The organism is Anaeromyxobacter sp. SG64 (genome assembly GCF_022690745.1).
Taxonomy (GTDB): Bacteria; Myxococcota; Myxococcia; order Myxococcales; family Anaeromyxobacteraceae; genus Anaeromyxobacter; species Anaeromyxobacter soli.
In genome coordinates this window covers 12,078-26,536 of sequence record NZ_JALCZB010000038.1, presented here as the reverse complement: position 1 = coordinate 26,536, position 14,459 = coordinate 12,078, and the positions used below count along the sequence as shown (strand labels likewise).

Below are 14,459 nucleotides of genomic sequence, written 5' to 3'. Positions count from 1 at the left end.
GACGTGGCGAGCTCCTGCTAGGCGCCCAGCGCCGACCCGAGGCGCTCGAGGACCGCGGGCCAGCCGCCCTTCATTCCTTCCCACGCTGCGCGGCCCATGGGCGAGTCGAGATCGAACCCCTCGTGCGTGAGGGAGAGGCGCGTGCCCCCCGCCTCGGCGGAGAGCCGCCACGTGATGGTCGTGTCGAGTGAGCCCGTCGCGAACCGGTAGCTGAAGAGCCGCTCGGGCTCGACCGCGATCACCTCGCACGGCTGCTTCCCGAACTGCCCCATGTCGAGCGTGAAGCGGTGTCCGACCACCGGGCGGACGTCGCCGGCGGCCCACCACCGCGCGTGGAGCTCGGGGTCGGTGAGCGCGCGCCAGACCGCAGACGGCGGATGCGGGTAGCGCTGCTCGAGGTGGATGATTCCAGGGGTGCTCATCTCGTCTTCTCCTTGTCGAGGACTTCGCCGAGGGCCGCCAGCCGCCGATCCCAGTAGCGCGTGAACGCCTCGAGCCAGGCGTCGACCTCGGAGAGGGGACGCGGATCGAGGTGGTAGTACCGCTCGCGGCCGCGCGGCTCCTCGCGGACGAGCCGGGCCTTGCGGAGCACCTGGAGGTGCTCCGAGATGGCCGGCCGGCCCACGTCGAAGCCGCGCGCGAGCTCCTTCACGGCGCGGGGGCCCTTCCGGAGCTGCATCAGGATGTTCCGGCGGACGGGGTTCGCGAGCGCCGAGAAGACGTCGGTCTGCGGCATGGACGCAACATAGGTCGGAATATCCCGACGCGTCAACGACTCCCGACGCATCACGTCGCGGCGGCCGGAAGCGTCTCCCCGCTCACGCGTGCGCCTGCACGGGGTGACCCACGGCGTGGGTCTCCCGCGCCGTGCCGTAGACGCCGCCGAGGACCGCGCCGTAGACGAGGTGGCCCATGAGGCTGCCGAATCCGGCACCGAACGAGCCGCCGAACAGCCCCGCGCCCATCATCGGCATCACCACGAGCTGCGCCACGATCCAGGGGACGAGCCCGTACACGCGCCGCGGATCCACGCGGGGCCCGGCAGGCGGTGCACGAAGCCGGCGGCGTAGATCACGGCGAGCACCGTCCCGATCACGAAGTGCGCGAGCCAGCCCAGGACGAGGCTCCCGCCCAGGAACGATCCGAGCATCGCGCCGATGTTCATCGGCGGCAGCCCCATGGCCGGGGCCATCAGAATGAGGGCGGTCATCGCGGCGGTGGCGCCGAGGCCGCCGACGATGGCGCGCGTCCAGTTCAGTCGAGTCATGGAAACCTCCCCGAGGCGACCGTGCGGGAGAATCCCGCGATCGGCGTCCCTGACGATCCGTCCTCGAGCGCGGCTCGAGATTACGGCGCTGCGTCGCCGAGCGGGGCCCGCCAGGTTTCGCGGTGGTGCCGTAATGTTCGAGCGTCTCGCGGGACCCTCCTGCATGAGCGGCGCGGAGCGGGGGACTCACGATGGTTCGGGGTCGTTTCCCGTGGCGGTCCCTCGCGAAAGCCGACAACATCGAGCGCCTCCGATGCGGAGCGCGACCACCACGGGCGATGATGCTGCCGAAGGGCGTGCAGCGGAGCTCGACGATTCCGAGCTGGTACGGCGCATCCGAGCCGGAGACCGGGGCGCGTTCGCCGCGCTCGTGCGGCGGCACGGTGGAGGGCTGCTCCGCCTCGCCCGCCTCTTCACCCGCGAGAGCTCGATGGCGGAGGAGGTCGTCCAGGAGACCTGGATGGCCGTCCTCGAGGGCCTCGACGGGTTCGAGGAGCGCGCGTCGTTCAAGACCTGGCTCTACCGGATCCTCGCGAACCGCGCCCGGAGCCGGGCGGTCCGGGAAGGCCGGAGCGTCCCGTTCTCGGCGCTCGCCGACGCGGGTCCCGAGGAGCGCGTGGACCCCGAGCGCTTCGACGCCGCCGGGCGCTGGCGCGACCCCCCGGTCGGCTGGACCGACCAGACCCCGGAGCGGCTGGCGCTCGAGGCCGAGACCCGCCGCGTGATGGAGGTCGCAGTGGCGGCGCTGCCGGCCACGCAGCGCGCCGTGCTCGTCCTCCGCGACGAGGAGGGTCTCGAGACGGAGGAGATCTGTAATCTCCTCGGGCTCACCGTGACGAACCAGCGAGTGCTCCTCCACCGCGCGCGGACGCGCGTGAGGCAAGCGCTCGAGGCGTACATGCGAGGCGGACGCCCATGCTGACCTGCAAGGAGCTCACGGAGCTCGTCACCGACTACGCGGAGGGGAACCTCTCGTTCGTGGATCGCCTCCGGTTCCGCGTGCACATCGGCATGTGCCGCGACTGCCGCCGGTACGTCCGGCAGGTGAAGGCGACCGCGGCCGCGCTCGGCGCGCTGCCCGTGCCCGAGCTGTCGCCCGACCTGGAGCAGGAGCTGCTCCGGCGCTTCGACGACTGGAAGCAGACGAGGAGGTCGTGATGGCAATCACCATCCAGGTCCAGATGAGCCCCGGCTGCGGTCACGGCGAGCAGACGATCGCGCTGCTGCAGGACGTGGTCGCCGCCCTCGCGCTGGAGGCGTCGATCGAGATCGTCCACGTGCGGACCCTCGAGGACGCGGAGCGCCTCGGGTTCCGCGGCTCACCCACGGTGCTCGTGGACGGCGTGGACGTCGATCTCCAAACACCCCCGGGCGCCGGCGTCGGTTGACGCCTCTACGGCCTCGCGGGCGTGCCCCCGCGATCTCTCCTCGAGGTTGCCCTGCGGTCCGCGGCGTCGCGCGACCGTGCGGGCTAGCTTCCAACCTTCTTCCGCATGTGATCGATCACGTGCGTGTGCTCGCGCTGCGGGCTGAACATGATGAGCTCGGCGTCGGCCGTGACCTTCACGTTGTGTCCTGCGGGCCAGTAGAACAGGTCGTTCTCGCGCACCGTCTCCTGCTTTCCAGCCGCGTCGGTGGTGGTCAGCTCGCCGCGCAGCACGTACCCCCAGTGCGGGCACTGGCAGAGGTTGCCCTCGAGCCCCTGGAAGAGGGCCGTCGTGTCCACCCCCGCCGCGAGCGAGAAGTACTCCCCGCTGATCCTGCCCAGCCCCGTCGCGTCGCCCATGTCCGTCCTCTGGCGGAGAACGGCACCGGGGACCTGCAGCTTCACCTCCACGTCATCCTTGGCCACGCGCATGGTTTCGAGACCTCCGAGAAAGAAGTGCGGCTCGGCAGGTAGGGAACGTGCGCGCGAGGAGTCCACGCGGCCATTCAATCGCGTCGGAAAGCGTTCGCTCACCGGCTGCCGCGCACCGGCATGACTCTGGACTGGCCCTGACCGGGGTCGCCCTCACGGACGGGCTCCCCCGCGAGCCGAGCGCCTTCAGTGCGGCGGCGCTGCCGCGCGATCGTTCTGGGGGCCGCGCGACCTGCCATAGACGAGGCGGTACGCCCCGTAGCTCCCGAGGACACGCTTCACGTAGTCGCGCGTCTCCGAGATGGGAATCCGCTCGACCCACGCGTCGAGCTCCTCGTCGGGGCTCGCCCGCACCCACCGCCACACCGCGACCGGGCCGGCGTTGTACGCCGCCACCGCCCGCGCGGTCGAGCCCTCGAACTCCGCGAGCAGCTCCGCGAGGTACGCGGCCCCGAGCCGGATGTTGAGTCCAGGACGGTGGAGCATGCGCGGGTTCACGCGGCCGAGCTTCAGCCCCCGCGCGACGTCCCGGGCGGTTCGCGGCATGAGCTGCGTGAGGCCGAGCGCCCCCGTCGTCGAGCGAGCCGAGGGATTGAAGCGGCTCTCCTCGCGCATCAAGGCCTGCAGCAGGTCCGGATCGAGGCTCGAGGCCTTCGCCCACTGCTCGACCATGTCCCGGAACGGCAGCGGATACGTCGCGCGCCAGACGTCCGCGGTGCGGTCGTCCACCCCGCCTTTCAGCGCGGGCCCGAGCGTGGTGCGAGCCACGAGGGCTGCGGCGTTCGCGCTCCCGCTTCGCTGCAAGGCCTCCACGAGGAGGCGCGCCGCGTCCTCGGGCAGGTTGCGTCGATCGAGGGCGAGCAGCTCGGCCGTGGCCTCCGGCAGCTGCATCCGCAGGAGCTCGACGCCGGCGAGGAACCTCGGGTCGTCGCCGAGAGGACCGGCCTCCAGCGGCCAGAGGGGAGCCGCCCCGCCGGACGAGGCGGCGGAGAAGGAGGCCGTCTGCACCACGTCCTGGGGGAGTCGCCCGCGGGCGAGCAGCCCGTACCACTCCGTCGGATGATCCGAGGCGAGCGCGGCGAAGGCTCGCGCGGCCGAGGCGTCGCCCTTCTCCGCGAGCGTCCGGGCCCGCCAGTAGCGAGAGCGGAGCCGCTGGTCGCGTCCGAGGCCGGGCAGGCGATCCAGCCGGTCGAGCGCGGCCAGCGCCTCGGCGTGGGCGCCGGCGGTGCGGTGTTGCCACGCGAGCTGGAAGAGCGCCTCGGCGGCGAAGTTGCCGGTGGGGTACCGAACGGCGACCTGCTCGAGCCGCGCCAGGGCGGCAGCGCGCCTCCCGCCGCGCAGCTCGAGCTCGGCGGCGAAGAACAGCGCGTCGTCGGCGAACGGGTGATCGGGGTACTCGCGCGCCAGCGCCTCGTAGGTGCGCACCGCGTCCTGCCCGCACACCGACTGCGAGTAGCCCAGCACGTACATCGCCTGGGGGCGGAGCTCGGAGCCCTTGCACGCCTCGACCATCGGTGCGAGCGCGGCGGCGGCCTTGCGGTGCTGCCGCTCCTTCCGGAGCGCGTTGCCGATCACGAACGACGCGCTGCAGGCGTCCTCGTCCGGCAGCGGGGCCTTCACCTGCCGCGCCAGCCGCAGGGCCTCGACGTTGTCGTGGAACGCGAGGAACGACTCGGCGCGCCGCAGCCGCCACCGGTTCGGGACGGGGAGCTCCTTCAGGCGCTCCCAGACGACCTTCGCCTCGGGCGAGAGGGGGCTCGTCGCCCAGAGCTCGAGCATGGCGCGGTGCTCGCAGCGGTAGTCGCCCTTCTTCTGGCACAACCGCGCCGAGGCGAGCAGCGCCTTCCGCCGGACGCCGTCGTGGCGAGGGATGGCCGGCAGCTCGCGCAGCGGGAGCAGCGCCTCGAGCGCTCCGTCGAGCTCCAGCCCACGCTCGAGCACGCGCGACCGGCCCAGCCGCGCCTCGGCGAAGAGCGTCGAGCCGGGGCTCACCTGCGCGTAGACGTCGGCCGCGGCGCGGCGCTTCCGCAGCCGCTCCAGGGCGCGCGCCGCGTGGAAGAGGCAGTGGTCCCGCATCCGCGGGTAGTCGTCGGCGAGCGCGCGAAGCTCCGCCGCCGCCGCGGCGGGATCGTCGGCCAGCGCGGCCAGCGCGCGCAGGTAGCGCACCGGCGGCTGCTCTCCGCGCAGCATCGCCCGCGCTCGCGCGTAGCGGCCCCGGTCGAAGAGCGCCTTGGCCTCGGCGAGCTCGCCTGAGCCGAAGTAGGGCGCCAGATCCGCGTCCGTGTAACGGTGCGTCGGCGACGGCTGCGACCGCGAGGTGCTCTCCAGCAAATCCTCGAGCTGGCTCTCCGCGACGGGAGCATCCCCTTCGGCCTCCTGCGCGGACGCCGCCGCCGCCCACATCGCGGCGCCGAGCAAGGCCAGCCAGCGACGCCCGGATCGCAGGGTGAGCCGATGCGAGCCGGTATGCCTCGTCACTCCTTGCACGGATGAGGATCAGTGTACCGATCGATCCGCGCGCGTCACTCCCACAGCCCGCGCGCAGGGCCGCGAGGTGCTTACATCGGCGACCGTTCGGCGCGGGCGGTGCGGCGTCGAGCCGCCACCGCCCGCGAGTCACGAACGGTCACGGAGATGGATACGCGGCGCCGAGCGTCCGGGCCGCCGGGGTCGCTCCGTCCGCCGCGCGCTCGCGCCCGCCCTGGGCGCGAAGCGCGGCCGCGGCATCGACGACCGTGCGGCCGATGGCGCCGAGCAGCACGCCTGGAATCATCAGGATGCCCGCGATGGGCACGATGATCGCGAGGGCGACGAGGATGCCGATCGTCGCGAAGACCTGACCCGAAGAGTACGACCCCTGCCCGACCGTGTTCGGCTGATGCACCGTGTCCTCCCTGCGTTGGGGAGGAATCGTGCGCCCGAACGGCCGGCGAGCGGGACACGCAAGAACGGATGCTTCATCAGCGGAGGTTATGACTCGGGACCACGGAAGCAACCGAACGTGATCACCTCCGGGGGGACCGCGTCGCAGCAGTTCACCCGGAGCGAGGCTCTCCTGGCCCGGCCGCCGAGCGCTACGGAGGCGTCGGCAGCGTCTGGAAGCGCACCTCGCCCGGCGTGAAGTAGCCTCCGAGGCCGACGAGCGTCACGAGCCGTGTCCCGTCGGCGGAGGCCGCGAGCCCCCGGCCGAGCAGTGCGCGATAGCTCGTCTTCGACGACGAGCTCCGCCTCGCCAGCTCCCTGCCGGTCGGCCCGTCGTAGATCCAGACGTCCGTCGCGTCGTAGTAGGAGTCCGTGCCTCCGATGACCATGCCGTTCCAGAGGCAGATGACCGAGTTCGGGTAGGCAGTGCCCGGGAGCACCTGGGTCTGCGTGTGCGTCACCACGCTCACGCCGGGGAACTGGTAGATGCCGCCGCTCGCGAAGTAGGCCATCTGGCCGTCTCCGCTGATGCAGGCCTGGCCGTCGGCGCCGGAGACCGGGCCGTTGAACGCGTCGCTCACGACGAGGCCGCCCCCGGCGAGCGCGGTGCGCTTCACCTTGTCGACGCTCCCGAAGTCGGCCGCGACGTAGGCGCTGTCGGGGGAGGTCGCGAGGCTCTGGGCCCAGATCGCCGCGCTGAACCGGGCCGTGTGCTCGACGCCCGTCGCGAGGTCGTACATGCGGGAGGACGGCGTGACGAGCGTGGGCGAGCCGCCCGGCTGGAACCACGCAACTCCACCGCCGTACGGCGTGGTCCCGGACAGGGGCGTGGACACGTACTGCTTCAGGATGGAGCCGGTGACGGAGTCCACCGCGGTGACCCTGAAGTTCGTCTTGTCGTACACGAAGAGCGTCTTGCCGTCACCGCTCACCGTCATCGCGCCGGCCGCTGCGACGACGCCGGTGAACGTCCGCACCGCCGTCGCAGCGTAGACGTCATAGCCCGTGACGTCCGCGCCGCCGTTGTTGAGGAACACGATCGGCTCGACGGGGCTCGCCGCGGCGTGAACCGCCGCGATGGAGAGGCTCGTGTCCACCGGTGACGCGCTCAGGACGGTCAGGCCGACCCGGATCGTCTGCGTGTTCTCGACGGACGGATCCGACGAGACGACCGTGACCGTGGCGAAGTGCGTCCCGGCGGCGAGGCCCGTCGGATCGGCCGAGAGCGTGACGGCCTGCCCCGTGACGCCCGACGAGGTCACGGTGAGCCACGCCTGGTCGGAGGTCGCGTCCCACGGGACGTCGGTACGGCCGGTCGGGCTCACCACCGGGACGGCGCGCGAGAGCACCGAGCGCGAGGGCGAGGAGGACAGCCCCACGCCGGCCGCGCCGACGACGAGGAGGTTCGCCTCCCGGTTGAACGTGACCGGCAGCGTCTTCGTGAGCACGAGCTCGCCCACGGTGACGGTGACCTTGACCTGGCCGGTGTAGGTCCCGCCGATCATCCCCGCGTCGTTCGCGGTGAGCTGGAGCGTGACCCCGGCCGCGTCGACCGTGCCGCTCGTGGAGCTCGACACGAGCCAGGACCCGCCGGAGGCCGTCGTCGGCTCCACCGTGAACGGGTGGCCGGCCGAGCCGGCGCCGAGCGTGAACGTGAGGGGCTGCGGCGCGCTCGACAGGCCATCGGCGCCGCCGAGGACGATCGCGGTCTGCGTGACGGAGAGGACGGGAGCGGTCACCTCGACCGAGAACGCGAGGCTCGCCGTGTCCTGGGCGTTCGCCGTGCTCGTGACGGAGACGCGGCCCTGGTACTTGCCCGGCGCGAGGCCGGACACGTCCACGCTCACGGCGAGCGTCGCGTCCGCGCTCTGCACGCCGGTCGGCACGCGGAGCCAGCTCGCGTCGGTGGACACCGTCCAGTCGCGCCCGGGAGCGCGCACGGCGAGCGAGACGGAGTCCTGCGTCCGGGTCCCGCCGTAGGTGAACGTGGACGCGTAGGCGGTCCCGGTGATGGCGATCCGGGGCGCCACCGTCAAGGTGACGGTCACGTCCTGCGACGCGAGCACGTTTCCGTTCGCGTCGGCGGTGCCGACCGCGAACGTGCTCGAGTACTGCCCGGGCGCGATGGACGTGGTCAGGATCGAGACGACGACGCTGCACGACCGGCCCTGGCACGGGATGGTGATGCCGAGCCAGCTCGGCTGGGTCTGGCCGTTGCGGTAGCCAGCGCCGACGTAGGTCACCCCGTCACCGGTGACCTGCAGGCTCAAGCTGACGCTCGAGGGCGGGGTCGTTCCCTGGAGCACGGAGAAGGACGCCGAGTTCGCGCTCAGCGTGAAGGCGCCCGGCGCTCCGGGACGCGGACCCGAGCCGGACGACGAGCCGCTGCTGCATCCCGCCGCCACGACCGCCAGCACGACGCACGACCACTTTGCCGCAATGCGCATGGATCCCCCTCGACGATGGGGTACGCCGCGGAGGCGCGACCCGCAGGGTCGGAGGACTGGTAGCAGATGGCGCGCTGCTTCGCCAACACCGTGCGTGCAGCGACCGGGGGTGAAGCGGAGCCATCGTGTCCGCGCGTGCGATGCGCTGCGGAGATGTGGGAGATCCGGCGAAGACGCCGGCCGCCCCCCTGCCCGCAATTGAAGGCCTGCGCCCAAGGGCAGACGTGCCAGGACGGCGCCTGCAGGACCTGATCGCGGCGCACCGCCCGAAGCGGCGAAGGCGAGCTACTACGTGGGCGCCCCCGCCCTCCGCACGATCGGCGGCTTCGCCTTCACGACGCGCTCCGCCTTCGCCGGCTCGGCGGTCGCCTGCGCGAGCTTCACGTGGGGGAGCGGCTTGCCCTTCGCGAAGGCGGCGTTCTCGCCGTAGCGCGCGACGATCTTCTTCTTCGTGTCGAGCCCGGTCGCCTCGATGACGAAGGTCGGGACGCGCCGGGCGCGGTGATCCGCGACCCAGCGCGTGATCGCGCCGGCTCGCGGGACCGCGACCGCGACGTTCCGGCGAGCGGCGCGCCTCGGGGCGGCGGGAGCCTGGGTGTGCGCGCGCGCCGCCACGGCGGCGTCGATGGCCCGCCGGAGGGATGGGAGCGCGCGGGTGATCGCTGCCTCCACCGCCGCCTCGATCGCCTCGTCGATGGTCCGCCTCGTCGTTCTCGCCGCCATGTCGCTCCTTCGCGCAGCCGAAGAGGCGTGCGGTCATCGAGCAATATGCCGATCGATGCGGGATGACAACGGACTTGCGGCGAAGGCGGCGCAGCGCGGTCAGCGCCCGGCGCGGCGGAGGAGCACGTAGATGGCCCCCGCCCCGCCGTCCACGGGGCGGGCGCTCGCGAACGCGAGCACGTGGCGCGCGAAGCGGCCGGTGGCGAGCCAGGTCTTGAGCGCGTCCTTGAGGACGGGGAGCTGGTCCTTCGAGTGGAGGCCGCGGCCGTGCACGATGAGCACGCAGCGCTTCCCCGCCTGGCGCGAGCGGCGGAGGAAGTCCTCGACCGTGCCCTTCGCCTCGTCCCGCGTCATGCCGTGGAGGTCGACGTGCCCCTGGACGGCGAACTCGCCGCGGCGGAGCTTGCGCGCGAGGTTCGCGTCCAGGCCGGACATCCGGCCCTCGATGAACTCGTCGGTGTCGGCGAGATCGAACGGCGCGTCGCCCGAGACGAGCGCGCGCAGCTCGTCGATGGCCTCGAGGTCGGGGTGCCAGAACGTGCCGGCCGCGGGCGGCGGGGGCGGGGGGGCCGCGACGCCGTGCCCGGGGTCGAGCGGGCGCACGCCCGAGAGCGCGACCTCCCACAGCTCCTCCTCGGTCGGCTCGGGCGCGAGGCGCGGCGGCGGAGGTGGGGGCGGCGGCGCACGCGGCGCGGGGGGCGCCGCCTTCGCGAGGTCCTTCAGCTTGCCGAAAGGATTGTTGAACGGCTTCTTCCCCACCGTCCGACTATAACTGCGCGTAGCGTGGACATCGAGGTTCAGTGCCCCTATTGCGGCGAGTGGGTCGTCGTGTTCGTCGATCCCGGCGGCGGCGAGGAGCAGACGTACGTGGAGGATTGCCCGGTCTGCTGCCGGCCGTGGACCGTGCACGCGCGCGAGGAGGAGCCCGGCGGGTTCGCGGTCGGCCTCGCGCGGGTGGACGACTGACCCCCGACGTGGCATGGAAGCGCGGGAAGTTCACACTCGCGCAACACGCACCTGCCACAATGGCGGGCCGCGCGGCTCCCGCCCCGCCGAATCGGAAGGCGCCATCATGTCCATCGTCTCCGTCGAGCACGTCTCCAAGGACTACATGCTGGGGAAGACCGTCGTGCCGGCGCTGCGCGACGTGTCGCTCGCGGTCGGCAAGGGCGAGTTCCTCTCCATCGCCGGCCCGTCCGGCAGCGGCAAGACGACGCTCCTCAACCTCGTCGGCTGCGTGGACACGCCGAGCGCGGGGCGCGTCATCGTCGCCGGGCAGGACACGGCCCGGCTCTCCGAGCGCGCCCTCACCGAGCTCCGGCTCCGCACCATCGGCTTCATCTTCCAGAGCTTCAACCTCGTCTCGGTCCTCTCGGTCTTCCAGAACGTCGAGTTCCCGCTGCTCCTGCAGGGCGGCCAGACGCGCAAGGAGCGGGCGGAGCGGGTGCTGGCCCTGCTCGACGCGGTCGGGATCGCGGAGCACGCGCGCCACCGCCCGAGCGAGCTCTCCGGCGGCCAGCGGCAGCGCGTCGCCATCGCGCGCGCGCTCGTGACGCGCCCCGCGCTCGTGCTCGCCGACGAGCCGACCGCGAACCTCGACTCCGAGACCGGCGGCAACATCATCGACCTCATGAAGGAGATGAACCGCCGCGACGGCACCACGTTCATCTTCTCGACGCACGATCCCAAGGTGATGGCGCACGCGAGCGCGCTCGTCAGGATCGAGGACGGGCGCATCTCGAGCCGCGAGGACCTCGACGCCGCCCGGCGCGCGGGAGGGCGCTGATGGCCCCCCGGCGCGACGCGGCGCGGGTGCTCCTGCGCATCGCCTTCCGGAACCTCCTCGCGAGCCCGGTGCGCACCGGGATCCTGGGCGCGATCGTGCTCGTCGGCGCGCTCATCGTGGTGGTGGGCTCGTCGGTGCTCGACTCGATCGACCGCGGGATGCGCACCTCCATCCAGGGGAGCCTGGGCGGCCACCTGCAGGTGTACGACGCGCGCTCGGAGGGCGCGCTCGAGCTGTACGGCGGGCTGCGCGGCGAGTCGCTGCTCGAGCCCATCGAGGACTTCTCGCGGGTGAAGGCGGTGCTCGGCCAGGTGCCGAACGTGAAGCAGGTCGTGCCCATGGGCATCGACCAGGCGTTGGTCGCGACCGGCAACGCGTTCGACCTCGCCCTCGAGCGGCTGCGGGGCGACGTGCGGCGGCTGGAGGGGGGCGAGGACGGGCCGGAGCTCCGTCGCGACTACGCCGCCCACGCGGCGCACGTGCGCCGCATGGTCCAGCTCCTGCGCGACGAGATCGCGCAGGCGCGCGAGATCTCGGATCCGGAGGGGCGCGAGGCGGCCGAGCGGAAGAGCGAGTGGGAGGCGCTGCAGCGCGCCGCCACCGACGCGTTCTGGCGCGACCTCGACCGCGATCGCTACGGCAGCCTGGAGTTCCTCGAGAACCGCGTGGCGCCGCTCGCGATGGACACCGCGTTCACGTTCCTGCGCTACGTGGGGACCGACGTGGACGCGTTCTTCCGCGCCTTCCCGCTCGCGGAGGTGGTGAAGGGGGAGCGGATCCCCACCGGCCAGCGCGGCGTGCTCGTCGGCAAGCAGTACGCCGAGGAGTGGCTGAAGCTCAAGAACGCGCGGCGGCTCGACCAGATCAAGGACGCGCGCGACCTGCGCGGGCGGCGGATCGCCGGCGACGAGGAGCTGCAGCGCTGGGTGCGCGAGAACCGGAGCGGCATCCGGGAGATCCTGCTGCAGCTCGATCCCCTCCGCGCGGACGCGCTCGCGCAGGAGCTCCGCCCGGCGCTCGGCGCGCCCGCGGCCGAGCCGCTCGACGCGCTCCTCGGGCGGCTGTTCGCGGCCACCGACGAGAGCTTCGACCGGCAGTACCGGATCTTCTACGACGTCGTGGCGCCGAAGCTGCGCCTCTACCAGATCGACGTCGGCGACACGATCACCATCAAGGCGCCCTCGAAGAGCGGCTACTTCAGCTCGGTGAACGTGAAGGTCTACGGGTTCCTGCAGTTCAAGGGGATCGAGCGCTCGGGCATCGCCGGCATGATGAGCGTCCTCGACCTCATGAGCTTCCGCGACCTGTACGGCTACCTCACCGCCGAGAAGGCGGCGGAGATCCGGGCGCTGCAGAAGTCGATGGGGACGCGCGAGATCGACCGCGAGCGGGCGGAGGCGGAGCTGTTCGGCGCCGCCGACGGCGGGCTCGTCGGCGAGGCGCACGTCGCCGAGATCGACGAGGGCGCGCTCGTGAAGCGGCGCGAGGAGGAGCGGGCGAGCGCGGCGAACCTCGCGGCGCACGTGTACTCGCAGGAGGAGCTCGAGCACGGGGTGGCGCTCAACGCGGCGCTGATCCTCGACGACCCGCGCCTGCTCCGCCGCACCGAGAAGGACGTGCGCAAGGCGATCGCGGACGCCGGGCTGGGGCTCAAGGTCGTGGACTGGCAGGAGGCGGCCGGCCTCGTGGGGCAGTTCGTGACGCTCCTGCGGGTCGTGCTCTTCACCGCGGTCGTCATCTTCTTCGCCATCGCGCTCGTCATCATCAACAACGCGATGGTCATGGCGACGCTGCAGCGGGTGAAGGAGATCGGGACGATGCGGGCGATCGGGACGCAGCGCCGCTTCGTCGTGACGATGCTCCTCGTGGAGATCGCGACGGTCGGGCTCGTCTTCGGGCTCGCCGGCGCGGCGCTGGGCGGCGCGGTGGTGTGGGGCATCCGCGCGGCGGGCGGGATCCCCGCGGTGACCGACCTCCTCTACTTCGTCTTCTCGGGGCCCGCGCTGTTCCCGCGCCTCGGGGCGCTCGCGGTCGGGGGCTCGCTCGCGGTGGTGCTCCTCGTGGCGATCCTCTCCGCGCTCTACCCGGCGCTCATCGCGATGCGCGTCACGCCCGTCGAGGCGATGGCCACGGAGGACTAGCGTGCTCGGCGTCGACCTCATGATCGCGGGCCGGAACCTCGCCCGCCACACCCGGCGGAACCTGTTCCTCGGCGGCGCGCTCGCGGCCGTCACGGCGCTGCTCGTCCTCCTCGGCGCGCTCACCGCCGGCATGGAGTCGGCGATGATGCAGTCCGCCACGACCCTCATGACCGGCCACGTGAACGTGGGCGGGTTCTTCAAGATCACGAGCGGCAGCGCGGCGCCGCTCGTGTCGCAGTACCCGCGCGTCCTCGAGGCGGTGCGCGCGAAGGTGCCGGAGCTGGACTACGCCACCGTGCGCGGCCGCGGCTGGGCGAAGGCGGTCTCGGAGCACGTCTCCATGGACCTCGTGCTCGCCGGCGTGGACGTCGCGCACGAGCCGACGTTCCGCAAGGTGCTGCACGTCGTGGACGGGGACCTCGAGGCGCTCGCGCAGCCGGGGACGGTGCTCCTCTTCGAGGGCCAGGCCGAGCGGCTCAAGTTGAAGGTGAACGACGTCCTGACGCTCTCGGCGCCCACGGCGCGCGGGGTGAACAACACCGCCGACGTGCGCGTCGCCGCGATCGCGCGGAACGTGGGGCTCCTCTCCGCGTTCTCGGCGTTCATCCAGGCCGACACCCTCCGCGAGCTGTACGGGCTCTCGCCCGCGACGACCGGCGCGATCCACCTGTACCTGCGCGATCCCAGGGACGCGGCGCGCGTCGCCGCGCGGCTCAGGACGGCGCTCGCCGAGGCGGGCTACCGCGTGATGGAGCCGGAGGCGCAGCCCTACTGGATGAAGCTCATGCAGACGGTGCCGAGCGAGGACTGGACCGGCCAGAAGCTCGACGTCACCACCGCGGACGACGAGATGGGCCAGTTCAAGCAGTTCATCCTGGCGCTGCGCGTCGTCACCGGGCTCCTCGTCGTGATCCTCATGGTGGTGGTCGTGATCGGCATCCTCAACACGCTCGCCATCGCCATCCGCGAGCGGACCCGCGAGATCGGGGCGCTCCGCGCCATCGGCATGCAGCGGCGGAAGGTGCTCTGGCTCTTCGTCCTCGAGACCGCGCTCCTCGGCCTGCTCGGCACGGCCGCCGGCGTCGCGGTCGCCCTCGCCGTCGCGGGCGCCGTGAACGCCGCCGGCATCGCGCTCCCCGAGGCGGTGCAGGTGTTCCTCGCGCAGGAGCGGCTCCGCTTCCTGCTCGATCCGGGCGCCATCGCGGCGGACGCCCTCGTCCTCGCCGCGATCGCCGTCGCCGCCTCCGTGTTCCCTGCGCGCCGCGCCGCGCGCCTGAAGCCCGTCACCGCCATGCACCACGTCGGGTGAGCCCTC

At 72.4% G+C, this 14,459-nt stretch carries 17 protein-coding genes; 7 read left to right on the top strand and 10 right to left on the bottom strand.

What is annotated here, in order from left to right; genetic code table 11:
* Positions 1-17 precede the first annotated feature (17 nt).
* From MNZ29_RS12990 to MNZ29_RS12975, 4 genes are all read right to left on the bottom strand, one after another.
* Positions 18-422, bottom strand: coding sequence for an SRPBCC domain-containing protein (locus MNZ29_RS12990; protein WP_242338828.1), 405 nt, complete (start codon positions 420-422; stop codon positions 18-20).
* Positions 419-736 carry a helix-turn-helix transcriptional regulator gene (locus MNZ29_RS12985; RefSeq protein WP_242338830.1) on the bottom strand — a complete coding sequence of 106 codons (318 nt, stop codon included), beginning with the start codon at positions 734-736 and terminating at the stop codon, positions 419-421. The genes MNZ29_RS12990 and MNZ29_RS12985 overlap by 4 nt, the downstream gene beginning before the upstream one ends.
* An 82-nt stretch (positions 737-818) precedes the next feature.
* Positions 819-1,016: a hypothetical protein gene (locus MNZ29_RS12980; RefSeq protein WP_242338832.1), complete on the bottom strand. Its 198-nt coding sequence runs from the start codon at positions 1,014-1,016 to the stop codon at positions 819-821.
* A complete protein-coding gene (locus tag MNZ29_RS12975) occupies positions 974-1,267 on the bottom strand; it encodes a DUF6789 family protein (protein WP_242338834.1) in 294 nt (97 codons plus the stop codon). The genes MNZ29_RS12980 and MNZ29_RS12975 overlap by 43 nt, the downstream gene beginning before the upstream one ends.
* Between MNZ29_RS12975 and MNZ29_RS24970 the strand changes: the two genes are divergently transcribed.
* From MNZ29_RS24970 to MNZ29_RS12960, 3 genes are read left to right on the top strand one after another with little or no spacing between them, the layout of a single operon-like run.
* Complete coding sequence (locus tag MNZ29_RS24970; RefSeq protein ID WP_308197063.1) at positions 1,158-2,189, top strand: sigma-70 family RNA polymerase sigma factor; 1,032 nt, start codon at positions 1,158-1,160, stop codon at positions 2,187-2,189. The genes MNZ29_RS12975 and MNZ29_RS24970 overlap by 110 nt on opposite strands.
* Positions 2,183-2,425 carry an anti-sigma factor gene (locus tag MNZ29_RS12965; protein WP_242338838.1) on the top strand — a complete coding sequence of 81 codons (243 nt, stop codon included), beginning with the start codon at positions 2,183-2,185 and terminating at the stop codon, positions 2,423-2,425. The genes MNZ29_RS24970 and MNZ29_RS12965 overlap by 7 nt, the downstream gene beginning before the upstream one ends.
* Complete coding sequence (locus MNZ29_RS12960; protein WP_242338840.1) at positions 2,425-2,655, top strand: thioredoxin family protein; 231 nt, start codon at positions 2,425-2,427, stop codon at positions 2,653-2,655. The genes MNZ29_RS12965 and MNZ29_RS12960 overlap by 1 nt, the downstream gene beginning before the upstream one ends.
* Before the next feature lie 83 nt (positions 2,656-2,738).
* Here the strand turns inward: MNZ29_RS12960 and MNZ29_RS12955 are convergent, their stop codons facing one another.
* The 6 genes from MNZ29_RS12955 to MNZ29_RS12930 form a co-directional block, all read right to left on the bottom strand.
* Entirely contained in the window at positions 2,739-3,125 is a 387-nt protein-coding gene (locus MNZ29_RS12955; protein ID WP_242338842.1) for a hypothetical protein, read from the bottom strand.
* A 186-nt stretch (positions 3,126-3,311) separates the two neighbouring features.
* Positions 3,312-5,543: a transglycosylase SLT domain-containing protein gene (locus tag MNZ29_RS12950; RefSeq protein WP_242338844.1), complete on the bottom strand. Its 2,232-nt coding sequence runs from the start codon at positions 5,541-5,543 to the stop codon at positions 3,312-3,314.
* Between the two features lie 208 nt (positions 5,544-5,751).
* Complete coding sequence (locus MNZ29_RS12945; protein ID WP_242338846.1) at positions 5,752-6,009, bottom strand: hypothetical protein; 258 nt, start codon at positions 6,007-6,009, stop codon at positions 5,752-5,754.
* A gap of 190 nt (positions 6,010-6,199) precedes the next feature.
* Positions 6,200-8,494, bottom strand: coding sequence for a hypothetical protein (locus tag MNZ29_RS12940; RefSeq protein WP_242338848.1), 2,295 nt, complete (start codon positions 8,492-8,494; stop codon positions 6,200-6,202).
* A gap of 288 nt (positions 8,495-8,782) precedes the next feature.
* Entirely contained in the window at positions 8,783-9,217 is a 435-nt protein-coding gene (locus tag MNZ29_RS12935) for a hypothetical protein (protein ID WP_242338850.1), read from the bottom strand.
* A 99-nt stretch (positions 9,218-9,316) separates the two neighbouring features.
* A complete protein-coding gene (locus MNZ29_RS12930) occupies positions 9,317-9,976 on the bottom strand; it encodes a Smr/MutS family protein (RefSeq protein WP_242338852.1) in 660 nt (219 codons plus the stop codon).
* Positions 9,977-10,000: 24 nt separating this feature from the next.
* On the opposite strand from MNZ29_RS12930, the gene MNZ29_RS12925 reads away from it, so the two are divergent.
* The 4 genes from MNZ29_RS12925 to MNZ29_RS12910 all read left to right on the top strand — a co-directional run bounded on the left by MNZ29_RS12925 (position 10,001) and on the right by MNZ29_RS12910 (position 14,453).
* A complete protein-coding gene (locus tag MNZ29_RS12925) occupies positions 10,001-10,183 on the top strand; it encodes a CPXCG motif-containing cysteine-rich protein (protein WP_242338854.1) in 183 nt (60 codons plus the stop codon).
* A gap of 106 nt (positions 10,184-10,289) precedes the next feature.
* A complete protein-coding gene (locus MNZ29_RS12920) occupies positions 10,290-11,003 on the top strand; it encodes an ABC transporter ATP-binding protein (protein WP_242338856.1) in 714 nt (237 codons plus the stop codon).
* Entirely contained in the window at positions 11,003-13,144 is a 2,142-nt protein-coding gene (locus tag MNZ29_RS12915; protein ID WP_242338857.1) for an ABC transporter permease, read from the top strand. The genes MNZ29_RS12920 and MNZ29_RS12915 overlap by 1 nt, the downstream gene beginning before the upstream one ends.
* 1 nt (position 13,145) lies before the next feature.
* Positions 13,146-14,453, top strand: a complete 1,308-nt coding sequence (locus MNZ29_RS12910; RefSeq protein WP_242338859.1) for an ABC transporter permease — start codon at positions 13,146-13,148, stop codon at positions 14,451-14,453.
* The last annotated feature ends 6 nt before the right edge of the window (positions 14,454-14,459 follow it).